Genomic DNA, 22,371 nt, shown 5'->3' on the forward strand with positions numbered 1-22,371 from the left:
GGGAAGGGAAACTAGCTGGTCATGGCGCTTCAAGCAACGTCAAGACCACTTTATCCCCCCAGAAAATCAACTTCGTGACTTTCTGTGATCACAATGTTGCTCTGTGTGGACGAAACTGCACTCAACGCCGAGTTTTCCGGGGTTGTGTCATGCGCCGTGTCCAGCGGCGGCGGAGGTGCGCCGGAGGGCCGCGGCGATGCCCGCGGCCGTCGCGCCGGGGTCGGCGGAACCGGTGATCGGGCGGCCGATCACGAGAAGATCCGCCCCGTCGGCGAAAGCCTGCTCCGGAGTCGCTACCCTTGCCTGGTCCTGACTCTCGGCGCCGGCGGGACGGACGCCGGGGGTGATGAGCGTGATGTCGGGCCCGACCTCGGCGCGCACCGCGGCCACCTCGCGCGGCGAGCAGACGAGGGCCTGGGCGCCCGCGGCGACGGCCATGGCCGACAGGCGGCGCACGGCGTCCTGGGAGGGGCCCCTGACGCCCATCTGCTCCAGGTCGGCCTCCGAGAGCGACGTGAGCAACGTCACCGCCGCGATCTGGGTGTTGGGCACGGCCTCCACCGCCGCCCGGATCATCGTGGGGCCGCCGGTGGCGTGGACCGTCAGGATGGCGGGCTTGAGCCGGGCCACGGCCCTGGCGGCGCCCGCGACGGTGTTGGGAATGTCGTGGAGCTTCAGGTCGAGGAAGACCCGCACCCCGCTCGCGCCCCGGACGGAGGCGATCACGTCGGGGCCGTAGCGGAGGTAGAGTTCCAACCCGACCTTGACCGTGGTGACGTGCGGGGTGACCAGGCTCGCCCAGTGAGCCGCGGTCTCGAGGTCTGGCGCGTCCAGGGCGACGGCGATGGGTGCGGGCGTCACAGGGAACTCTCCTCAAGATCTATCCGGTGCCGGGTGGACGCCCCCGGCGGGCGGTGTGCCAGCCCGACCACGTCGGCCAGCCGGTGGAACCCCCGGGCCGCCAGGATCTCCTCCAGTTCACGGAGGATGCGCAGGCAGGCGTAGGGATCGTGGAACAGCGCGGTCCCCACGGCGACGACGCAGGCTCCGGCGAGGATGAGCTCGAAGGCGTCCCTGCCGGTCAGCACGCCGCCCATCCCGATGATGGGCACGCTGGGCAGGGCCGCGTGGACCTGCCACACGCAGCGTACGGCCAGTGGCCTGACCGCGGGTCCCGACAGGCCGCCGGTGACCGCCGCGAGCACGGGCCGCATGGCCTCGGTGTCGATGCTCATGCCGAGCGGATTGTTGATCATCGACAGGGCGTCGGCACCGCCGTCCACGCACGCGCGGGCCACGCTCACGATGTCCATGACATCCGGGGAGAGCTTGGCCACCACGGGCACGTCGTAGCGCATGACCGAGCGCACCGAGGCGATCACCTCGGCGGAGGCCGCGCCGTCGCGGGCGAAGACCCGGCCCCGGTCCTCGATGTTGGGGCACGACAGGTTGACCTCCACGGCGGTGACGCCGGGCGCGTCGGTGAGCCTGCGGGCCAGCGCGGTGTACTCGGCCACGGTACCGCCGCCGATGGACACCACGGTCCGCACGCCCCGCTGGGCCAGCCAGGGCAGCTCGCGCTCCAGGAAGACGTCCACCCCCGGCCCCTGAAGCCCGACGGCGTTGAGCATGCCCGAGGGCGTCTCGGCCATCCTGGGGGTCGGTCGGCCCGCCCGAGGGGCCATCGTGATCGACCGGGTGGTCAACGCGCCGATCCGGGCGAGGTCGAAGAACTGGGCGAGTTCGGAGCCGGACGCCGCGCACCCGGCGGCCGTGGTGACGGGGTTGACCAGTTCCACGTGCCCCAGGTACGTCCGCATGTCAACCGGCATTGCGCGTTCCTCCACCGGGCGCTCCCAGCGCGTCGAACGGGATCGTCCCGACGTCGTCGAAGCGGACGCGTTCGCCCCTGAAGACCGGTCCTTCGACGCACGAGCGCACCATCCGGGTCACCCCGTCGTCCCCGATGACCGGCAGCACGCACGTCATGCACACGCCGATCCCGCACGCCATCCGCTCCTCGACCGCCACCTGGACGGGGATGTCGAACTCGACGGCCACCGTGGTGACGCCGTGCAGCATCGGCATCGGACCGCAGGCGTAGACCGCGTCGGCCCGCACGTCGGCGATCACGCCGGGCAGCACGTCGGTCACCCGGCCGCGCATGCCCAGGGAGCCGTCCTCGGTGGTCAGCGTGGTCGTCTCCCCCATCCTCCTGGCGCGCAGGGCGCCGAACACCCGGTCGGCCGAGGCCGCGCCGAGGACGAAGTCGACACGGCAGCCGCGCCGCTGCAGGGCGTCGGCCACGGTGAACAGCGTCGCCGAGCCGTGCTCGGCACCGACCAGGACGCAGGTCACCGGGTCTCTGGGCAGCGGGAACGGGCGGCCGAGCGGGCCCACCAGGTCGAGGGTGTCGCGGGCGCGCCGGTCGGCCAGCCAGGCCGTGCCCGGCCCGCTCACCGAGAAGACGAACTCGACGGTACCGCCGTAGTCGGGCTTGACGTCGTGGACGAAGAAGGCACGGCGCGTCAGCATCGACGTCTGCGCCCCGCCCGCGGCCACCCCGACGAAGTGGCCGGGCCGGAAGCGCTCGGCGATGCCGGGCGCCACCACGGTGAGCGCATGGTAGGCGTCGACGCGGCGCGTCGTCAGCACCGTGCCCGTCACCTGCACCGGAGTAACAGGCGTCTTCCTCACCTCCGCTGGGGCGCCGGCCTCACTCCTCAACCGCTCCGCAACCGCTTCGCGTGCTCCTGCAGGGACCGTACGCCGATGTCACCGCGGACGATCGCCTGGATGCCCTGCACCGCCGCGGCGAGGCCCTGGACCGTGGTGATGCACGGGATGGCGCGCAGCACGGCGGCGGTGCGGATCTCGTAGCCGTCCAGGCGGGGTCCAGACTGGCCGGGGCTCCCGAAGGGGGTGTTGACGATGAGGTCCACCTCCCCGTCCAGGATGCGCCGGACGATGGTCTGCTCGCCCGCGGGGCCGACTCCCTCGCTGTGCTTGCGCACGATCTTGGCACGGACACCGTTGCGGCGCAGGACTTCGGCGGTGCCCTCGGTGGCGAGGATCTCGAAGCCGAGGTCGGCGAGGGCCTTGACCGGGAAGATCATGGCGCGTTTGTCGCGGTTGGCGACCGAGACGAACGCCCGTCCCTTGGTGGGCAGCGAGCCGTAGGCCGCGGCCTGCGACTTGGCGTAGGCGGTGCCGAAGAACTCGTCGATGCCCATGACCTCACCGGTGGAGCGCATCTCGGGGCTGAGCACGATGTCCACGCCGCGGAACCGGTTGAAGGGCAGCACGGCCTCCTTGACCGCGATGGGCGCGTCCAGCGGCATGGTGCCGCCGTCGCCGCTCCTGGGCAGCAGGCCCTCGGCGCGTAGCTCGGCCACCGTGGCGCCCATCATCACCCGGGCCGCCGCCTTGGCCAGCGGCACCGCCGTGGCCTTGGAGACGAACGGGACGGTACGGCTGGCGCGGGGGTTGGCCTCCAGCACGTACAGGATGTTGGCCGACATGGCGTACTGCACGTTGAGCAGGCCGCGCACGCCCACCCCCCTGGCGATGGCCTCGGTGGCGGCGCGGATGCGCTTGATGTCGTAGCCGCCCAGCGTCATCGGCGGCAGCGAGCACGCCGAGTCGCCGGAGTGGATGCCGGCCTCCTCGATGTGCTCCATCACGCCGCCGAGGTAGAGCTCCTCGCCGTCGAAGAGCGCGTCGACGTCGATCTCCACGGCCTCGTCGAGGAACTTGTCCACCAGCACCGGGTGGTCGCTGGCCGCGCCCGCCTTGGCCATGTAGGCGGTCAGGGTCTCGTCGTCGTAGACGATGGCCATGCCCGCGCCGCCCAGCACGTAGGAGGGGCGCACCAGCACCGGGTAACCGATCTCCGCGGCGATGGCCAGCGCCTCGTCCTCGGTCACCGCGACGCCGTGCTTGGGAGCGGGCAGGCCCGCCTCGGCGAGGACCCGGCCGAACGCGCCGCGCTCCTCGGCGAGGTGGATCGACTCGGGTGAGGTGCCGACGATCGGGACGCCGGCGTCCTTGAGCGCCTGGGCCAGGCCGAGCGGGGTCTGGCCGCCGAGCTGGACGATGACGCCCGCGACGGGGCCGGTCTGCTGCTCGGCGTGGACGACCTCCAGGACGTCCTCCAGGGTGAGCGGCTCGAAGTAGAGGCGGTCGGAGGTGTCGTAGTCGGTGGAGACCGTCTCGGGGTTGCAGTTGACCATGACGGTCTCGTAGCCGGCCGCGGAGAGCTCGAAGGAGGCGTGCACGCACGCGTAGTCGAACTCGATGCCCTGGCCGATCCTGTTGGGCCCCGAACCGAGGATGAGGACCTTGGGGCGATCCCCGTAGGGGACCTCGGTCTCCTCGTCGTAGGTGGAGTACAGGTAGGGGGTCTGGGCGGCGAACTCCGCGGCGCAGGTGTCGACGGTGTTGTAGACCGGGCGGACGCCGAGCGCGTGGCGCAGGTCGCGCACCCGCGACTCGGTCATGCCGCGCAGCTCGGCGATCTGCGCGTCGCTGAAGCCGTACCGCTTGACCCTGGTCAGCACCTCGGCGGTCAGCTGCGGCACCTCGCGCAGCTCGGCGGCCATCTCGTCGATCGCGATCAGCTGGTCGACGAACCACGGATCGACACTGGTGGCCTCGAACAGCTCCTCGGCGCCCGCCCCGGCGCGGATGGCCTGCTGCATGGTGAACAGGCGCCCGTCGTGCGGGGTACGGCAGGCGGCCAGGAGCTCGTCCCTGTCGCCGGGATCGCCGGCCCAGGTGAAGGAGGCCCCCTTCTTCTCCAGCGAGCGCAGCGCCTTCTGCAGGGCCTCGGGGAAGGACCGGCCGATCGCCATGGCCTCGCCGACCGACTTCATGTGGGTGGTCAGGGTCGTGTCGGCCCCGGAGAACTTCTCGAACGCGAACCGGGGCACCTTGACCACGATGTAGTCCAGCGAGGGCTCGAACGACGCCGGGGTCTCCCTCGTGATGTCGTTGGGGATCTCGTCCAGCGTGTAGCCGATGGCGAGCTTCGCGGCGATCTTCGCGATCGGGAAGCCGGTGGCCTTGGAGGCGAGCGCCGAGGAGCGTGAGACGCGGGGGTTCATCTCGATCACGACCATGCGGCCGGTGCGCGGCTCGACGGCGAACTGGATGTTGCAGCCGCCGGTGTCGACACCGACCTCGCGGATGACCGCGATGGCCACGTCGCGCATGTTCTGGTACTCGCGGTCGGTCAAGGTCAGGGCGGGGGCCACGGTGACGCTGTCGCCGGTGTGCACGCCCATCGGGTCGATGTTCTCGATCGAGCAGACGATCACCACGTTGTCCGCCCGGTCGCGCATGACCTCCAGCTCGTACTCCTTCCAGCCGAGGATGGACTCCTCAAGGAGCACCTCGGTGGTCGGCGAGGCGTCGAGGCCCGCTCCGGCGATGCGGCGCAGCCCCTCCTCGTCGTGCGCGAAGCCGGAGCCGACCCCGCCCATGGTGAAGGAGGGCCGCACCACCAGCGGGTAGCCCAGCTCTCCCGCGGCGGCCAGGCACTCGTCCATGGTGTGGCAGACGAACGAGCGGGCCGACTCGGCGTTGAGGCCGTGCTCCTCGGCGACCTTGGCCACGATGCCCTTGAACAGCTCGCGATTCTCGCCCGACTGGATGGCGTCGACGTCGGCGCCGATCAGCTCGACCTCGTAGCGCTCCAGGACGCCGGCCTCGTACAGGGAGATCGCGGTGTTCAGCGCGGTCTGCCCGCCCAGGGTGGGCAGCAGCGCGTCGGGCCGCTCCTTGGCGATGATCTTCTCGACGATGTCGGGGGTGATGGGCTCGACGTAGGTGGCGTCGGCGAACTCGGGGTCGGTCATGATGGTCGCCGGGTTGCTGTTGACGAGGATCACCCGGAAGCCCTCGGCGCGCAGCACGCGGCAGGCCTGGGTACCGGAGTAGTCGAACTCGCAGGCCTGGCCGATCACGATCGGTCCTGAGCCGATCACCATGATCGACTGGATGTCCGTGCGCTTAGGCACCCTTGCTTCCCTCCGTGCTTATGGTCGCGCCCGGCTCCTCGCCGGCTCCGCGGAGGACTCGTCCCTCGTCCGCCACTCCGCCCGCTCGTCCCCCGGACCGCTCCGTGCCTATGGTCGCGCCCGGCTCCTCGCCGGCTCCGCGGAGGACTCGTCCCTCGTCCGCCACTCCGCCCGCTCGTCCCCCGGACCGCTCCGTGCCTATGGTCGCGCCCGGCTCCTCGCCGGCTCCGCGGAGGACTCGTCCCTCGTCCGCCACTCCGCCCGCTCGTCCCCCGGACCGCTCCGTGCCTATGGTCGCCCCGTCGGCCGTTCCCCGCTTCCCCGCCATCAACGCGCAGAAGTCGTCGAACAGGCCGGCGGAGTCGTGCGGGCCGGCCGCGGCCTCCGGGTGGTACTGGACGCTGAAGGCCGGGCGGTCCAGCAGCCGCAACCCCTCGACGCAGTCGTCGTTGAGGTTGACGTGGCTGACCTCCGCCGGGCCGTACGGCGTGTCGAACACGCCCTCCAGCGGCGCGCGCACCGCGAAACCGTGGTTGTGCGCGGAGATCTCCACCTTGCCGGTGCCCCGGTGCTGTACCGGCTGGTTGACACCTCGATGGCCGTAGCGCAACTTGTAGGTGCCCAGCCCCAGGGCCCGTCCGAAGAGCTGGTTTCCGAAGCAGATGCCGAAGAACGGGACGCCTGCGTCAAGGACCTCGCGCAGCGCCTCGACCGGCCCGTCGGCGGTGGCGGGGTCGCCGGGACCGTTGGAGAAGAACACCCCGTCCGGGCCGAGCGCGAGGATCTCCGCCGCGGTGGCCGAGGCGGGCAGCACGTGCACCTCGCAGCCGCGCTCGGCCATCCGGTGCGGCGTCATCGCCTTGATCCCGAGATCGACCGCGGCCACGGTGAACCGCCGCGTGCCGATCGCGGGCACCACGTACGGCTTGGTGGTGGAGACCTCCCCCGCCAGGTCGGCGCCCTCCATCGCGGGGCTGCCCAGCACCCGCTCCAGCAGCTCCTCGACCGGCGCCAGGGCCTTGCCGGAGAAGACCCCGGCCCGCATCGCCCCCCGCTCCCGCAGGTGACGGGTCAGCGCGCGGGTGCCGGGAATGGCGATGCCGACGACACCCTGCTCCCTGAGGTAGTCGTCCAGGGAACGGTTGGAGCGCCAGTTGGAGGCCAACCGGGCCGGCTCGCGGACCACGTAACCGGCCACCCACACCCGCGAGGACTCCGGATCCTCGTCGTTGATCCCGGTGTTCCCGATGTGCGGTGCGGTCATCGCGACGATCTGGCGGTGGTACGACGGATCGGTCAGTGTCTCCTGGTAGCCGGTCATCCCCGTGTTGAAGACCATCTCGCCGAAGGTCTCGCCCTCGGCTCCGTAGGGGGTCCCGTGGAAGACGCGTCCGTCTTCCAGCACTAGCACTGCGGTCACTCACACACCCCGATCATCTCGGCTACAGCTCCGCAAAGTATGAAATATCTGGCACATTGGTTCGCCGTTTCCCCGCCGAGCGGGACGCTCCCGCGCCCGCCCGACACGCCGCGGCGGGAGGTCCTCACGCGAGCTTCCCGTCCAGGACCGTCGGCCTGCCCCGCAGGAAGGTCGCCACGACACGGCCGGGCAGGGTAAGGCCCTGGTAGGGGGTGTTGCGACTCTTGGAAGCGTAGCCCGCCGGGTCGACCGCGGCGCGCACCGCCGGGTCGTAGAGGGTGAGGTTGGCGGGCGCGCCGACCTCGATCGGCTGCCCGTGTCCCCGAAGCCTGCCGATCCTGGCCGGTGCGCAGGACATGCGTTCGGCGACGCCGGCCCAGTCGAGCAGCCCCGTCTCCACCATCGCCTCCTGCACCACCGCGAGCGCCGTCTCCAGCCCGATCATGCCCATGGCCGCGGCGGCCCACTCGGTCTCCTTGTCCTCGACCGGGTGGGGGGCGTGGTCGGTGGCCACGCAGTCGATCGTGCCGTCGGCCAGGGCCTCGCGCAGCGCCTCGACGTCGGCGCGGGTGCGCAGCGGCGGGTTCACCTTGTAGATCGGGTTGTAGGAGCCGACCGGGGAGTCCTCGACGAGGTCGTCGGTCAGCAGCAGGTGGTGCGGGGTCACCTCGGCGGTGACGTCCCAGCCCTTGGACTTGGCCCAGCGGATGATCTCCACCGAGCCCGCCGTGGAGACGTGGCAGATGTGCAGGCGCGAGCCGACGTGGGCGGCGAGCAGGCAGTCGCGGGAGATGATCGCCTCCTCGGCGACCGCGGGCCACCCGGTCAGGCCCAGCCTGCCGGAGACCGCGCCCTCGTTCATCTGCGCGCCCGCGGTCAGGCGAGGCTCCTGGGCGTGCTGGGCGACGACGCCGTCAAAGGCCTTGACGTACTCCAGCGCACGGCGCATGAGCACCGCGTCGGAGACGCACTTGCCGTCGTCGGAGAAGACCCGGACCCGCGCCGCGGAGTCGGCCATGGCGCCGAGTTCGGCCAGGCGCTCGCCGCCCAGGCCGACCGTGACGGCTCCGACGGGCTGCACGTCGCAGTGGCCCGCCTCCTGGCCCAGTCGCCAGACCTGCTCGACGACGCCGGCGGTGTCGGCGACCGGGTCGGTGTTGGCCATGGCGTGCACGGCGGTGTAGCCGCCGAGGGCGGCGGCGCGGGTGCCCGTGGTGACGGTCTCCGCGTCCTCGCGCCCCGGCTCGCGCAGGTGGGTGTGCAGGTCCACCAGGCCGGGCAGGGCGATCAGGCCCTCGGCCTCGACGGTCTCGACGGTCTCGCCGCCGCTCAGCCCCCGGCCGATCTCCACCAGGAGGCCGTCGCGGATCAGGATGTCGGCGGGCTCCCCGCCGAGGATCCTGGCGCCCCTGATGACGATGCCGTCACGCGTGGCCCCGATGCGGTCGTTCATCAGATCTCTCCCCCGAGGTCGGCGCCGCCAAGCAGCAGGTACAGAACGGCCATGCGTGCGGTCACACCGTTGGCGACCTGCTCGACGATCGTCGAGCGCGGCGAGTCGGCCACCTCGGCCGCGATCTCCATACCCCGGTTCATCGGGCCGGGGTGCATCACGATGGCGTGGTCGGGCATCCTGACGACGCGCTCGCGATCGAGCCCGTAGCGGCGGCTGTACTCCCGCTCGGTGGGGAAGAACGCCGCGTTCATCCGCTCACGCTGCACGCGCAGCATCATCACCACATCGGACTTGGGCAGCATCGCGTCGAGGTCGTAGGAGACCTCGCACGGCCAGGAGCCGACGTTGACCGGGAACAGGGTCGGCGGGGCGACCAGGGTCACCTCGGCGCCGAGGGTGGCCAGCAGCAGCACGTTGGAGCGGGCCACCCTGCTGTGCAGCACGTCGCCGACGATGGTGATCTTCCTGCCGTCCAGCGAGCCCAGGCGGCGGCGCATGGTGAAGGCGTCGAGCAGGGCCTGGGTGGGGTGCTCGTGGGTGCCGTCGCCGGCGTTGACGACGCTGCCGCGCACCCAGCCGGCCAGCCGGTAGGGCGCGCCGGAGGCGCCGTGCCGGATGACGACGGCGTCGGCGCCCATCGCCTCCAGAGTGAGCGCGGTGTCCTTGAGCGACTCGCCCTTGGAGACGCTGGAGCCCTTGGCGGAGAAGTTGATGACGTCCGCCGACAGGCGCTTGGCCGCCGCCTCGAAGGAGATCCTGGTCCGGGTGGAGTCCTCGAAGAAGAGGTTCACCACGGTGCGGCCCCGCAGGGTGGGGAGCTTCTTGATGGAACGTTCCGAGATCTTCGCCAGCTCGTCCGCGGTGTCCAGGATGAGCAGGGCGTCGTCGCGGGTCAGGTCCGCCGCCGAGATCAGGTGCCGCTTCACCGGCCGTCCTCCTTCAGCAGCAGGACCGCGTCGCGGCCGTCGTTCTCCTCCAGGTAGACCTTGACGCTCTCGGACTTGGAGGTCGGCAGGTTCTTGCCCACGTAGTCGGGGCGGATGGGCAACTCGCGGTGGCCGCGGTCGACCAGGGTGGCGAGCTGCACGGCCTGTGGGCGGCCCAGGTCGTTGAGCGCGTCGAGCGCGGCGCGGACCGTGCGGCCGGAGTAGAGGACGTCGTCGACGAGGACGACGGTCCTGCCGTCGATGCCGTCGGCGGGCAGCTCGGTGCGGCCCAGCGCGCGGGCGGGACGCAGGCGCAGGTCGTCTCGGTACATCGTGACGTCGAGGGAGCCGACGGGCACGGAACGACCCTCGAACTGCTTGATGTGGGCGGCCAACCGGCGGGCCAGGTGGACACCGCGCGTGGGGATGCCCAGCAGGACGACGTTCTCGCCCCCCTTGGTCCGTTCAAGGATCTCGTGAGAGATGCGGACCAGAGCCCGGTTGATATCGGGCTCCTCAAGGACGGCGCGCGCGCCGCTCAGCGCATGCGAAATGGCATCGGCCAAGGAGTAACACCACCTTTCCCGCCTCACTGGACGGGTCTTAAAGGGAGTCAGCGCTCTTACGTTACCAGCCGCGTGACGGTCCACCTCTGCCCAGGCTCACCCGGCCTCACCTCGACGGATGCCGGACGCCCGCCTCAGCGATCTTCCCAAAGGTAAATAAATATCGTGATCTTCGCTGACTTCCCATGGTTCTGGACGGGTATGCGCTTTAGATCCGCACAAAGGTGAAGTATGGCGAGCGCGCCCAGGGGATCCGGGGCGCAGCCCTCCCGACGGTCTCGTCACCAGCCGCGAAGGAAGAGAAATGACCTTTCACGTCGACTCCGAGGTCGGCCGGCTCCACCAGGTCCTGCTGCACAGGCCCGAACTGGCCCTGAAACGGCTCACGCCGTCGAACAAGGACGATTTCCTCTTCGACGACGTGCTGTGGGTCCAGCGCGCCGTGGAGGAGCACGAGGAGTGGCAGAGACTCCTGGTCGACCAGGGCGTCACCGTTCACATGCTCTCCGACCTGCTCCACGAGACCGTCGAGATCCCCCAGGCGCGCAAGCACATCCTGGACGGCATCGCCGACGAGCGCTACTTCGGCCCGATGGCCGTCGACGCCATCCGCAACGCGCTGGACTCGATGGAGTCCAGCGTGCTCCAGCGCTACCTCACCGGCGGCATCACCAAGCGCGAACTGGTGGAGATGGGCACCGATCCCAAAAGCCTCGCCTTTCACACGCTCAGGCCGGACGACTTCGTCCTGCCCCCGCTGCCCAACCACCTTTTCACCCGCGACACCTCCTGCTGGATCTACGACGGCGTCTCGATCAACGCGATGAGGAAGAAGGCCCGCCGCCGCGAGACGGTCAACATGGAGGCGATCTACCGCTACCACCCCGCCTTCGCACCCGGCTACGACCGGCCCGACGAGGGCGGCTACCACGTCTGGATGCCCGGCATCCCCGCGGCGCCGGCCACCATCGAGGGCGGCGACGTGCTCGTCATCGGCCGGGACGCGGTGCTGGTGGGGATCAGCGAGCGCACCCAGCCGCAGGCCGTCGAGATGCTCGCCCGAAGCCTGTTCGGGAAGGGCTCCGCGACGAGGATCGTCGCGTTGGACATGCCGAAGGCGCGGGCCTTCATGCACCTGGACACGGTCATGACCAATGTGGACGTCGGGGTCTTCACCAAGTTCGCGGGGCTGGGCATGCTGCCCTCCTACACCGTCGAGCCCGGCGACAACGAGAAGGAACTCAAGATCACCGACCATCCCCCCGAGGACATGCACAGAGCCATCGCGCGGGCGATCGGCCTGGACGACATCAAGGTTCTCAGCGCGACGCAGGACGTGTACGCCTCCGAGCGGGAGCAGTGGGACGACGGCTGCAACGTGCTGGCCCTGCGGCCCGGCGTGGTCGTGGCCTACGAGCGCAACACCACCACCAACAACCACCTGCGCCGCAACGGGATCGAGGTCATCACGATCCGGGGCAGCGAGCTCGGCAGGGGCCGGGGCGGCCCGCGCTGCATGAGCTGCCCGCTCGAACGCGACGGCATCTGACCACCGCATCGTCGCACCGGGTATTCCTCGCGGCCGCGTCATTGAAGATCATACGCTTGCCGCCGTACCCGACGATGATGTTGCCCCGAATCCCCCAGAAGAAGCCTGAAGCTAGCGAAAATCCCGCAAAAACCAGAGGTTTCGCGATGCACGGTAGGACAAGTACGGCGTTTGAGGCGGACCACATCGGATCGGATTCGGCATCTTTTTTCCAATCAGCTTGACCTTAGGCGCCCACAGCTTTACCGTCACTGTCCGTAACCACACCTCGTGGCGTTATCGGGTGAACCCTGACGCACCGGTCACCGAAGACACCTACCCCGGGCGCCAACCCGGTGACCGGGGCATAAGTTGCGAGGTAGCACAATCAAGTTGAGAGCAGTACATACAGAGCCGGGGGGCCACACCATGCCGTCTGAGTATGCCAAGTCGCTGGGTGCACGACTCCGCGCCATCCGCACCCAGCAGGGCCTGTCCCTGCACGGAGTCGAAGAGAAGTCCCGCGGGCGCTGGAAGGCGGTCGTCGTGGGTTCCTACGAGCGTGGCGACCGTGCCGTCACCGTGCAGAAGCTTGCCGAGCTGGCTGATTTCTACGGGGTGCCGGTATCGGAGTTGCTGCCCGGAGGGGCTGCTCCCAGCCCTCTCGGCCCGACACCGAAGCTTGTGATCGATCTTGAGCGCCTTGCCCAGCTCCCCAAGGAGAAGGCCGGCGCGCTCGCCCGTTACGCGGCCACCATCCAGAGCCAGCGTGGCGACTACAACGGCAAGGTGCTGTCCATCCGCCAGGAGGACCTCCGCTCCCTTGCCGTGATCTACGACAAGTCCCCCGGCGAGCTCACCGAGGAGCTCATCGGCTGGGGAGTCCTGGACCCCGAGGCGCGCCGCGCCGTCGAGTCCTTCTGACCACCTGACCGGTCGTGGGTGCGCCGGAACCGGCGTGCCCACTCCGCTCCCGAAAATCTTGCTCTCAGCGGAACGTTGACTTCATCCCGCCCCGGCCCACGGCCGCTGTGGTAGGAAAAGGCAAACATTCGATTGGCGAGATACGGTGGACATGACTTCGGGAGATGATCGGCTCGATCACTCTCGACCGCACCCGAAAAACCGTCTCCACTCCGTCATGGTGTCGCTGGGTTCAACCAGGACGCGCACTTTCCTGCGCCTGCTGGCATCGATCGGCACCACCAGGACCCAGGACACCCTGAAGCTGCTGCCGTTCGTCGTCATGGCCGTGGTGGCCGTGATCGACTTCGGCTCGGGCCCCACCTCCGGCCTCCTCCCGCTACTCGCCCTCGGCCCTGCCTTCGCCAGCGTGGCCTGCGGCCTGGGCCGCACCACCGTGATCGGCGCCGTCGCCCTGGTGCTGTGCGTCGCGCTCGGCATCTACAACGACATCCTCTGGACGCCCCGTACCAACATCACCATGTTCGCCATCCTCGGTGTCACCGTGGCCAGCGTGCTGGCCAGCGCCGGACGGCTGCGCCACGAGCGCCAGCTCGCCGACGTGCGCTCGGTGGCCGAGGCGGCCCAGCGGGTGCTGCTGCGCCCTGTGCCCCGCCGCGCCGGTCCCGGCATAGGCGTGGCCGTCTCGTACACCTCCGCCACGGCCGAGGCCAGGATCGGCGGTGACCTGTACGAGGTCGTCACCACCCCGCACGGGGTCCGGATCATCGTGGGAGACGTCCAGGGCAAGGGGCTGGAGGCCGTGGAGACCGCGGCCGTGGTGCTCGGCGCCTTCCGCGAGGCGGCCCACGACGAGAGGAAGCTCCAGGGCGTCGTGAAGCGGCTGGAGAAGGCGCTGACCCGCGAGTTGTCCGGCGAGCAGTTCGTGACCGCCGTACTGGCCGAGATCGGCGGCGGTTCCACCATCACCGTCATCAACTGCGGCCACCCCCCGCCCATGGTGCTGGACGCCGACGGCGTGATCTGGTTCGCCGACCCACCGGACGAGGCGCTACCGCTGGGGATGAGCACGCTCCAGGTCAGCAAGCCGTCGCCGCACCGCATCCCTTTCGAGCTGGGGGACCAGGTCCTCTTCTACACCGACGGGGTCATCGAGGCGCGCAGCGGAACCGGCGAGTTCTACCCGCTGTCGGAGCGGGCGTACCTGCTGGACGGCGAGGACCCTCAAGGGGCGCTGGACGCCCTGCGCGCGGACCTGCTCCACCACGTGGGCAGGCCGCTGGGCGATGACGCCGCCATGCTCCTGCTGCGCCAGCGCGCCGCCCACGAGAACTCCTCGGCGGCGTAAAAGCCAGACCAGGCCAGACCAGGCCAGGCCAGACCGGCCCCCTTGGATCCGCTGCCACCGCGGCCGGTCAGCGGCGCCCCGCCGCGCTGTCGCCGGTCACCGCCGTGGCGAGGACCGGCTGACCGCCCCTCGCCACGGCAGGATCCCGCCGGAGGCGACCTAACCCGCCAGGGGGACTCGGCCGGGGAGCACGGGTTGCGCCGGCAGCCCGAGCAGGCTCTCGACCTCGGTGACGAAGCGCTCCGCCTCGGAGATGAGCTCCTCGGCGTCTCGCGACGACACCGTGCGGGTCAGACCCGCCTCCGCGGCGGCCCGCTTGGCCGCGCTCGTCTCGAAGTAGGGCGCCCACCCGGCCAGCCGGGGCTCGGCCTGCGGCAGCAGCTCCCAGGCACTGCGCAGCCTGCGCCTGCGGCCCTCCATTGGACGGGGTCGCGCGGCCAGGACGGCGGCGGCCGCCCTGAGCGCCGCGAGGTGGGCCGCGACGTAGCGAGCGGCGGAGGTCCGGGCGGCGGCGGCCTCTTCGAGGCAGTCGCGCGCGTCTGTGAGGTGCGCCCGCACCGTGGGGGACAGCCGGGGCCCACCGGAATCGCCGAGCCGAGGGGTCATGTGTGTCAGCCTCCTTGGTCGCAAGCGGCTCCCGGCGTTTTCACCGGCGGTGTCAACATTCGCAGACCCCACCGACAAATCCGCCGGGCGGCCGGACGAGGAGCTTCCCCTCTCCCCGCCCGCCCCGACCTGGGCCCGATCGTCTCCTCCGACGACGTGGATCCGGTCGACCACCCTGGACACGGGCCGCGAGCCCCGCGTCATTACATCGAACATAAATTCGACCACTAATGCTGTCAAGTAGAGCGACGAACAAAAGTTCGATCTTCTGATATGACGGACATGACGGAGGCCCCGGGAGATCTCCGTCTCCCGGGGCCCCTGCCCTCCGGCCACCGAACCGTCCGCCGGGTCAGTGCCCGCCGGATCGCCCGCTCCGCCGCACTACCGGGCGAACCTGCCTCGGACATGCACCGGCACCCCGGTGCCGATCAGACCGGGAAGGACCTCCGCCACGTGCATCGGCAACCGGACACAGCCGTGGGAGGCGGGTGCCAGCGGCACCGACAGCGCGCCGTGGAAGGCGATGCCACCGTTGAAGAAGATCGGGTTGTAGAGCTGGCCCAGGTAGGACTTGTGCCAGCCGTCCCTGCGCCAGGTGGTCTTGTAGTCGCCCGTCGGCGTGCGGGCGTCGCCGCAGAACCGCTGGGTCCTGCCCTCCCAGGTGGCCGTCTCGCAGTAGGCGATTCCACTGCCCGAGGAGGTGTGGCTGATCAGCTTCACCGCGCCGTTGACGTAGAGGACCATCACCTGGGTGGTGAGGTTCACCTCCACCCTGGTCGGCTTGCCCTTGGGGACGAGCACCTTCGGCGCCAGCGGGCTCTCCAGGGCCTTCCAGGTCCTGCGCGCCACGGTGCTGGTCGGCGAGATGCCGTTGACCTTCTGGAAGGCCCAGATCGCGGTCAGAGTCGCACCGCCGTAGCGGCCGTCGACCCTGCCCGGGGCGTAGCCGAGCTCGGCCAGCCTCTCCTGGAGCACCTTCACCGCGGCGCCCTTCGCGCCGAGCCTGAGCGTCTTGCCGGGGGCGGCGAACCGGGACACCTCGGTCCTCGTCGCGACGACCGGCGCGGCCGAGACCGTGGCCCGGGCCTCGGCCGCGCCCGCGGAAAAGGTGACGCCCACGGAAGAGAGGAGCACGGCCCCCGCCGTCATCAGCGTGGCCGCTCCCAGCCGCTGTCCAACCCCCACTTTCCACCAACTCCTCATATCACTATGGATCAGGTCAAGGGACCATAGCGCACGGGTTCCCCATGCAAGCCGCCGGTTATGAAGCGGCAATAAACGGTCAACCCGTTTAGAGTGGCCAGGTGCCAGAAAAGTTGCATCCGAACGTTGAGAAAGTCACCGCCGTGCTGCGTGAGCACGCCGTCCCCGGTGAGGTCGTCACCTTCTCGGAGGCCACCCCGACCGCCGCCAGCGCCGCCGCGCAGCTTGGCTGCGAGGTCGGCGCCATCGCCAACAGCCTGATATTCGACGCCGACGGCGAGCCGCTCCTGGTCCTGACCAGCGGCGCACACCGGGTCGACACCGCCCTGATCGCCAGGACGGTCGGCGTGGCGAAGGTGAAGCGCGCCGATCCCGCCTTCGTTCGGGCGGCCACCGGCCAGGTCATCGGCGGCGTCGCCCCGATCGGCCACCCCGCCCCGGTCAGGACGCTGGTCGACACCTGGCTGGGCAAGTACGACGTCGTCTGGGCCGCCGCCGGCCACCCGCACACCGTCTTCCCGACCTCCTTCGACGAGCTCGTCCGCATCACCGGCGGGGTCCCCGTCGAGGTCGAATGACCGCGATCCGGCGGTGAGCGCCGGGCGGCGTTCCCGCCCCTGGAGATGACCCGCGTCACGCCCTCCCTGCTAGGGTGCGACGCGTGATCGGACTGCGACGGATCGGCCCCGACGAGTTCACGCTCCGTCTGGACGCGGTCCTCGACGTCTACACCAAGGCGATGAATCCGCCCGCCGACCAGATCGCCGGCCGCAAAGCGATCATGGGAAACCACGCCACCCATCCCGCCTTCACCTGCCTGTTCGCCGAGCTCTCCGACGGCACCCCGGTGGGCATCGCCTACGGCTTCCACGGGGTTCCCGGCCAGTGGTGGCACGACGTGGTCCGGCGGGCCCTCGCCGAGAAACACGGCGAGGGCAGCGCCCGCGGCTGGCTGGGCGACGCGCTGGAGCTGGCCGAGATCCACGTCCGCCCTGACTACCAGGGCAAGGGCATCGGGCGGTCGATGATCACGGGCATGTGCGCGGGCCGCCTGGAGCGCACCGCCGTGCTGTCCACCCGCGACCGGCCCACCGCGGCCCGGCACCTCTACCGGAGCATGGGCTTCGTGGACCTGCTCACGCAGTTCGTCTTCCCCGGCGGGCACGAGCGGTACGCGATCGTCGGGACGGTCCTCCCGCTGGGCGGCTGAGCCTCCCGGCGGGGGACCTCTCCGGCTCAGACCGCCGGCGGGGTTACCTTCGGCCCGTGGTCGAGCGCCTGGAAGACCTCGCGGGTCGCGCTGGAGCGGTTGAAGGTGATGAAGTGGATGCCGGGCGCGCCCTCGTCGAGCAGGGTCTGGCAGAGCTCGGCGGCGAGCTCGATGCCCAGACTGCGCACGGCGGCCGGGTCGTCGGCCACGGCCGCGAACCTCTCTGCCACCTCGGGCGGGAACGGCGCGCCGGAGAGCTGCTCCGACCTGGCGATGGTGCTCACCTGCGTGACGGGCATGATGCCGGGGATGATCGGCGTGTCACAGCCGCTGGCCACCACCCGGTCACGGAGCCGCAGGTAGTCGTCCGCGCGGAAGAACATCTGGGTGATCGCGTAGTCGGCGCCCGCCCGGCACTTGCGCACGAAGTACTCGGTGTCGGACTCGATCGAGTCGGACCTGGGGTGCTTGTAGGGGAAGGCGGCCACGCCCACGCAGAAGTCGCCGGACTGGCGGATGAGCCTGACCAGCTCCTCGGCGTACAGGACGCCCTCGGGGTGGCGCACCCACTCGCCCGTCACGTCGCCCGGCGGGTCGCCCCGCACGGCGAGGATGTTGCGGACGCCCGCCCCCGCGAACCGGCCGACCAGGTGGCGCAGCTCGCGGATGGAGTGGTTGACGGCCGTGAAGTGGGCGACCGGGGTCAACGTGGTCTCACGGGCGATCCGCTCGACGATGTCGACGGTGCGATCGCGGGTGCTGCCGCCGGCGCCGTAGGTGACGGACACGAAGGTGGGGTGCAGCGCCTCCAGCTCGCGGACGGCACGCCAGAGCTGGCGCTCCCCCTCGTCGGTCTTCGGAGGGGAGAACTCGAAGGAGAACGAGTGGGCACCGGCGGCGAGGAGTTCGCGGACGGTGGCGACACGATCTGGAAGGACGGACGGGCGACCCAGAGCCATGAGGCAAGGATACCGACCCGGCCGCTCGGGTGACCGATCAGATCACGATCATCCATGGGGTGGGCTCCGCGCAAAACAACCACCCTGCTAGATCGAAATATCCCCTTGGACCGTTAATCTCATTACTTGACCTCCTTCCGGCGCCGAAGCCGGAGGATCCCATCTTTCATAGATTGGGTTTCCTGCCTCGCAGTCAGTCGCGGGAAACCCGGAGGTGTCGTGTCTCACCCCGGCTCCACAAGCGTTTCACCTCTCCGCCGACCCGGCGGGAAGGCCCATGTCGATCATGCGTACGGTGGCCGGGGTGTCATCGCCGCCGGACACGGTGCCGGAACGTGCGGCACCGCACCGTCTCTTCCCCCCAGAGCTGAAGCCCAGGGTCTCCACACCGGAGGTATTCGATGACCACTTCTGCGATCGCACTGGACATGATCCGGTCCGAGGTGGACCATGCTCTCCGGCGGTTCGTCGAACAGCAGCGTCCGCAGGTCAGTGCTCCCGAGCTGGCCCCCCTTGTCTCCGCGGCCGAGGACTTCCTCGCGGGCGGTAAGCGGTTGCGGCCCGCCTTTTGCTACTGGGGCTGGCGTGGTGCGGGCGGAGGTGACGACCCCGCGCTTTTCTCCGCTGCCGCCTCCCTTGAGCTGCTCCAGGCAAGCGCCCTGGTACACGATGACGTGATGGACGCCAGCAACCTGCGCCGGGGCATGCCCTCGGCGCACCGCAGGTTCGAGGCACTGCACAGAAAGGCGGGCTGGCACGGCTCCGCCGAGCAGTTCGGCGAGGGAGCGGCCATTTTGCTGGGTAACCTGATGCTCATCTGGTCCGGCGAGATGTGGCGCAACAGCGGTCTGCCGGCCGCCTCGCTGGCGGCGGCGCAGAAGGTGCACGACGACATGCGCACCGAGCTGATGTGCGGCCAGTATTTCGACCTGCTGGAGCAGGCGCACGGCGAGGGCACCTTTGACAGCGCGCTGCGGGTCGCCCTCTTCAAGAGCGGCAAGTACTCCGTGGAACAGCCGCTCCGGCTCGGGCTGGTGCTGGCCGCCCAGGGCAGGGAACCCTGGATCGACCGGCTCTGCGAGGAGTACGGGCGGTCCGTGGGCATCGCCTTCCAGCTTCGCGACGACATCCTGGGCGTGTTCGGCGACCCTGGCGAGACCGGTAAACCGGCCGGCGACGACCTTCGAGAGGGCAAGCGGACGATGCTCATCGCCCGCACGCTCGCCGTCGCCTCGGCCTCCCAGGAACAGGTGGTACGCACCACGCTCGGCGACCCGGATCTGGACGAGGCCGGGGTCGACCGGCTGCGCCGGATCATCAAGGAGACGGGGGCGCTCGCGGCCTGCGAGGACCTGATCAAGGGGTACCTGGAGAACGCCCTCGGTTCGCTGAAGGGCTCCCCGATCCGCCCCGAGGCCCGCGCGGCCCTGGCCGACCTCGCGGTGGCCGCCACCTCCCGGCGCACCTGACCGGCGCACCTGGTCGGATCACACGGTCTGCGCACCGGTCCGGTTCACGGACCGGTGCCCCGGCCGGCATCCCACCCGCCAGGCCGGGGACGTCGAAGAGGGGATGCCAAAGAGGGGATGCCAAAGACACGCTCCTCGCCACCGGGCGAAGGAATTCACCCGGCCGGTACGCCCGCCCTCACCGGGACGCGCCGGCAGACACGCTCCTCGCCGCCGAGCGAAGGGGCTCAGGCGGCGGCCGCCAGCCTCCGCTTGAACTCCTCGGCCGCCGCCTTGGGATCGTCGGCCTCGGTGATGGCCCGCACGACCACGACCCGGCGCACACCGTAGGAGATGACCTCGTCCAGGTTGACGAGGTCGATGCCGCCGATGCCGAACCAGGGCCGTTCGGTCTCCAGGGCCGCGGCATGCCCGAGCAGGCCGGGGCCCGGAGCGTGCCTGCCGGGCTTGGTGGGTGTCGGCCAGATCGGGCCGCAGCAGAAGTAGTCGACGCCGGGCTCGACCGCCGCGGCGGACGCCTCCTCGGGGGCGTGAGTGGAACGCCCGATGAGGATGTCGTCGCCGAGCATGTCGCGCACGATGGGCACCGGCAGATCGCCCTGGCCGAGATGGAGCACGTCGGGACGGATCGCATAGGCGATGTCGGCCCTGTCGTTCACGGCCAGGAGCTTGCCGTGCCGGTCACAGGCCTCACGGAAGACGGCGAGGAGGTCGATCTCCTCACCCGCCTCAAGGCCCTTCTCGCGCAGCTGCACGATGTCGACCCCGCCCGCGAGGGCGGCGTCGAGGAAGTCCGCGAGGTCTCCCCGGTCACGTCGCCCGTCGGTGCACAGATACAGGCGGGCGTCAGAAACCGAGGGCTTGGGCACGTCTCTTCACTTCCGTGTGGCGGCCCGCCACGATCGCGTCGACCGGCGAGCCCGGCAACGTGTCGTCGGGGGTGAAAAGCCAGCGGAGCGACTCGACGTCGTCGTATCCGGCGTCGAGGAGCACCGTGAGAGTGCCCGGCAGCCCCTTGACGACGTCCGCGCCGGCGAGGAAGGCCGCAGGGACCTGTGGCTCACCACCGCCCCTGCGCACTCCGATGAGCTTGCGGTCCTTGAGAAGTTGCTTGGCGCGACCGGCGCTCAGGTTGAGCCTCCTGGCAACCTCGGTCAGGGTGAGCCACTCGCCCACCAACTGGTCGGTCTCCCGGTCGATCTGCGCAACAGAAAGCGTCACGAATCCACCACTACCACATCGAGCCCTTCGCCAAACACCTGGCGGCGAGGTTACGCCACCGTACAGTCGCGCAACGCTATCGCAGGGTCGGCGAGGCGATTGACATCGAGGCGCCGTCCGCCCTCGATGAGGCGGCGCCCCTGGACGAGGTCGCGGGGACGGTTGACCGACAGGAGCGCGGCGAGCCGGTCGTCTTCGGTCACCCAGCACACCGCCCACCCGGGCTTTCCCTCGGCCGCCGGGTCTCCGCGCCGGATCAGGCGGGCGCCGTCGTGGTGCCCGGCGTACTGGACCATGTGGCCGAACTGCTCGGACCAGAAGTAGGGGACCGGGTCGTAGACGGCGACGTCGCCGACGAGCGTGGCCGCGGCCACGTCCGGGGCGCCCAGGGCGGTGTCCCAGTGCTCGACGCGGAGGCGCACGCCGTAGCGGCGCGACCACCAGGCCGCGCAGTCGCCCACGGCGACCACGCCGGGCAGCGAGGTGCGCAGGTGCTCGTCGGTGACCACGCCGTTGTCGAGCCTGATGCCGGAGCCGGCCAGCCACTCGGTCGCGGGCCGCACGCCGACACCCGTGACGACCACGTCGGCCTCGACCGCGGAGCCGTCGGCCAGGATGAGCCCCCCGTGCTCGACCGAGGCGACCATGGTGCCCAGGCGCAGGTCGACGCCCGCCTCCGCGTACCAGGGGGCGGTGTAGGCACCGACCTGGCCGAGCGCGGTGGACAGCGGGGTGGCCGCGGCCTCGACGACGGTCACGACGCACCCCGCCTTGCGAGCGGCGGTGGCCACCTCGGCGCCGATCCAGCCCGCGCCGATCACGGCGACCCTCGTCCCCCTGCCGAGCAGGGAACGCAGCCGGAGCGCGTCGTCGATGGTGCGCACCACGTGCTGGGGGCCGTCCCCGCGCAGCCGGATCGGGCGCGCGCCGGTGGCGATGACCAGGCCCTCGTAGGCCAGCTCGCCCTCGGTGGTCTCGACCACTCCGGGGTGGAGCCCCTTGGCGGAGACACCCGCGTGGAAGTCGACCTCAAGCGCGTCGAGGTCGGAGTCGACGACTGTGGAGTCGGTCTCGCCGAGCAGCACCCCCTTGGACAGGGGTGGACGATCGTATGGTCTGTGCCGCTCCTCCCCGATCAGCGTGATCCTGCCGCCGAACCCGCGGGCCCGTAACGCCTCGACGCTGCGTACACCGGCCAAGCCGGCGCCTACCACTACGACATGATTCACACTTCCTGACCATAAGCGTCAGCACCGTACTCCTACCAACGGTCGTTGATAACGAAAATGGTATTTACCTCACATCTGACGCTCTAGGCGTGTTGCCGGACCCACTAGGGTGAAGGGAAGACGCGCGGGAGCCCGGAACGCACCGGGCTGAGAGGAGGGCCGCGGGACGACGAAGGACCCTGCGCGAGCCAGGTGGTGCGCGAGGAGGAAATCCGCACGGCACGAGGCGAGCGAGGTCCGGAGGCGACCGCGAGCGGGCCCTCGACCGCCACGAACCTGATCC

The 22,371-nt window shown here is 70.2% G+C and carries 19 protein-coding genes and 1 pseudogene; 6 read left to right on the top strand and 14 right to left on the bottom strand.

Annotated features, from left to right (window positions below; all coding sequences use genetic code 11):
* Window positions 1–147: 147 nt before the first annotated feature.
* The 8 genes and pseudogenes from pyrF to pyrR all read right to left on the bottom strand — a co-directional run bounded on the left by pyrF (window position 148) and on the right by pyrR (window position 10,388).
* Window positions 148–861: an orotidine-5'-phosphate decarboxylase gene (gene pyrF, locus OIE13_RS18070; RefSeq protein WP_326638239.1), complete on the bottom strand. Its 714-nt coding sequence runs from the start codon at window positions 859–861 to the stop codon at window positions 148–150.
* Window positions 858–1,832 carry a dihydroorotate dehydrogenase gene (locus OIE13_RS18075; RefSeq protein ID WP_326638237.1) on the bottom strand — a complete coding sequence of 325 codons (975 nt, stop codon included), beginning with the start codon at window positions 1,830–1,832 and terminating at the stop codon, window positions 858–860. The genes pyrF and OIE13_RS18075 overlap by 4 nt, the downstream gene beginning before the upstream one ends.
* A complete protein-coding gene (locus OIE13_RS18080) occupies window positions 1,822–2,673 on the bottom strand; it encodes a dihydroorotate dehydrogenase electron transfer subunit (protein ID WP_326647027.1) in 852 nt (283 codons plus the stop codon). The genes OIE13_RS18075 and OIE13_RS18080 overlap by 11 nt, the downstream gene beginning before the upstream one ends.
* A 50-nt stretch (window positions 2,674–2,723) precedes the next feature.
* Window positions 2,724–6,020 (bottom strand): carbamoyl-phosphate synthase large subunit, encoded by a 3,297-nt coding sequence (gene carB / locus OIE13_RS18085; protein ID WP_326828442.1) that lies wholly within the window; start codon window positions 6,018–6,020, stop codon window positions 2,724–2,726.
* A gap of 316 nt (window positions 6,021–6,336) precedes the next feature.
* Window positions 6,337–7,440, bottom strand: a pseudogene (gene carA / locus OIE13_RS18090) (glutamine-hydrolyzing carbamoyl-phosphate synthase small subunit); the annotation flags it as partial.
* A 124-nt stretch (window positions 7,441–7,564) separates the two neighbouring features.
* Window positions 7,565–8,893: a dihydroorotase gene (locus tag OIE13_RS18095; protein WP_326638233.1), complete on the bottom strand. Its 1,329-nt coding sequence runs from the start codon at window positions 8,891–8,893 to the stop codon at window positions 7,565–7,567.
* Entirely contained in the window at window positions 8,893–9,822 is a 930-nt protein-coding gene (locus OIE13_RS18100) for an aspartate carbamoyltransferase catalytic subunit (protein ID WP_326638231.1), read from the bottom strand. Before OIE13_RS18100 ends, OIE13_RS18095 begins: the two co-directional genes overlap by 1 nt.
* Window positions 9,819–10,388, bottom strand: a complete 570-nt coding sequence (gene pyrR / locus OIE13_RS18105; RefSeq protein ID WP_326638229.1) for a bifunctional pyr operon transcriptional regulator/uracil phosphoribosyltransferase PyrR — start codon at window positions 10,386–10,388, stop codon at window positions 9,819–9,821. Before pyrR ends, OIE13_RS18100 begins: the two co-directional genes overlap by 4 nt.
* A gap of 304 nt (window positions 10,389–10,692) precedes the next feature.
* Between pyrR and OIE13_RS18110 the strand changes: the two genes are divergently transcribed.
* The 3 genes from OIE13_RS18110 to OIE13_RS18120 all read left to right on the top strand — a co-directional run bounded on the left by OIE13_RS18110 (window position 10,693) and on the right by OIE13_RS18120 (window position 14,188).
* Entirely contained in the window at window positions 10,693–11,937 is a 1,245-nt protein-coding gene (locus tag OIE13_RS18110) for an arginine deiminase (protein ID WP_326638227.1), read from the top strand.
* A 408-nt stretch (window positions 11,938–12,345) separates the two neighbouring features.
* On the top strand, window positions 12,346–12,840 hold the full coding sequence (gene bldD, locus OIE13_RS18115) for a transcriptional regulator BldD (protein WP_326638225.1): 495 nt from the start codon (window positions 12,346–12,348) through the stop codon (window positions 12,838–12,840).
* Window positions 12,841–13,057: 217 nt separating this feature from the next.
* Window positions 13,058–14,188 (top strand): PP2C family protein-serine/threonine phosphatase, encoded by a 1,131-nt coding sequence (locus OIE13_RS18120; RefSeq protein ID WP_326638223.1) that lies wholly within the window; start codon window positions 13,058–13,060, stop codon window positions 14,186–14,188.
* Window positions 14,189–14,347: 159 nt separating this feature from the next.
* Here the strand turns inward: OIE13_RS18120 and OIE13_RS18125 are convergent, their stop codons facing one another.
* On the bottom strand, window positions 14,348–14,794 hold the full coding sequence (locus OIE13_RS18125) for an SAV_6107 family HEPN domain-containing protein (protein ID WP_326638221.1): 447 nt from the start codon (window positions 14,792–14,794) through the stop codon (window positions 14,348–14,350).
* 384 nt (window positions 14,795–15,178) lie between these two features.
* Entirely contained in the window at window positions 15,179–15,982 is an 804-nt protein-coding gene (locus OIE13_RS18130; RefSeq protein ID WP_326638220.1) for a L,D-transpeptidase family protein, read from the bottom strand.
* Between the two features lie 119 nt (window positions 15,983–16,101).
* Between OIE13_RS18130 and OIE13_RS18135 the strand changes: the two genes are divergently transcribed.
* Both OIE13_RS18135 and OIE13_RS18140 read left to right on the top strand, forming a co-directional pair.
* Complete coding sequence (locus OIE13_RS18135) at window positions 16,102–16,578, top strand: YbaK/EbsC family protein (protein WP_442811550.1); 477 nt, start codon at window positions 16,102–16,104, stop codon at window positions 16,576–16,578.
* A gap of 83 nt (window positions 16,579–16,661) precedes the next feature.
* The gene (locus tag OIE13_RS18140; protein WP_326638217.1) at window positions 16,662–17,210 is read left to right on the top strand and encodes a GNAT family N-acetyltransferase; all 549 of its coding nucleotides are present in this window, start codon (window positions 16,662–16,664) and stop codon (window positions 17,208–17,210) included.
* A gap of 26 nt (window positions 17,211–17,236) precedes the next feature.
* Here OIE13_RS18140 and metF read toward each other — a convergent pair whose 3' ends face one another.
* Entirely contained in the window at window positions 17,237–18,169 is a 933-nt protein-coding gene (gene metF / locus OIE13_RS18145; protein WP_326638215.1) for a methylenetetrahydrofolate reductase [NAD(P)H], read from the bottom strand.
* 401 nt (window positions 18,170–18,570) lie between these two features.
* Between metF and OIE13_RS18150 the strand changes: the two genes are divergently transcribed.
* Entirely contained in the window at window positions 18,571–19,638 is a 1,068-nt protein-coding gene (locus OIE13_RS18150; protein ID WP_326638213.1) for a polyprenyl synthetase family protein, read from the top strand.
* Between the two features lie 227 nt (window positions 19,639–19,865).
* On the opposite strand, the gene thiE is transcribed toward OIE13_RS18150, so the two are convergent.
* The 3 genes from thiE to OIE13_RS18165 are packed head-to-tail and all read right to left on the bottom strand — an operon-like array spanning window position 19,866 to window position 22,088.
* A complete protein-coding gene (thiE, locus tag OIE13_RS18155) occupies window positions 19,866–20,507 on the bottom strand; it encodes a thiamine phosphate synthase (RefSeq protein WP_326828443.1) in 642 nt (213 codons plus the stop codon).
* Complete coding sequence (locus tag OIE13_RS18160) at window positions 20,485–20,859, bottom strand: Rv2175c family DNA-binding protein (protein ID WP_326638209.1); 375 nt, start codon at window positions 20,857–20,859, stop codon at window positions 20,485–20,487. The genes thiE and OIE13_RS18160 overlap by 23 nt, the downstream gene beginning before the upstream one ends.
* A gap of 50 nt (window positions 20,860–20,909) precedes the next feature.
* On the bottom strand, window positions 20,910–22,088 hold the full coding sequence (locus OIE13_RS18165; RefSeq protein ID WP_326638207.1) for an NAD(P)/FAD-dependent oxidoreductase: 1,179 nt from the start codon (window positions 22,086–22,088) through the stop codon (window positions 20,910–20,912).
* Window positions 22,089–22,371 lie beyond the last annotated feature (283 nt).

Origin of the sequence: Streptosporangium sp. NBC_01810 (assembly GCF_035917355.1) — a bacterium.
GTDB lineage: Bacteria > Actinomycetota > Actinomycetes > Streptosporangiales > Streptosporangiaceae > Streptosporangium.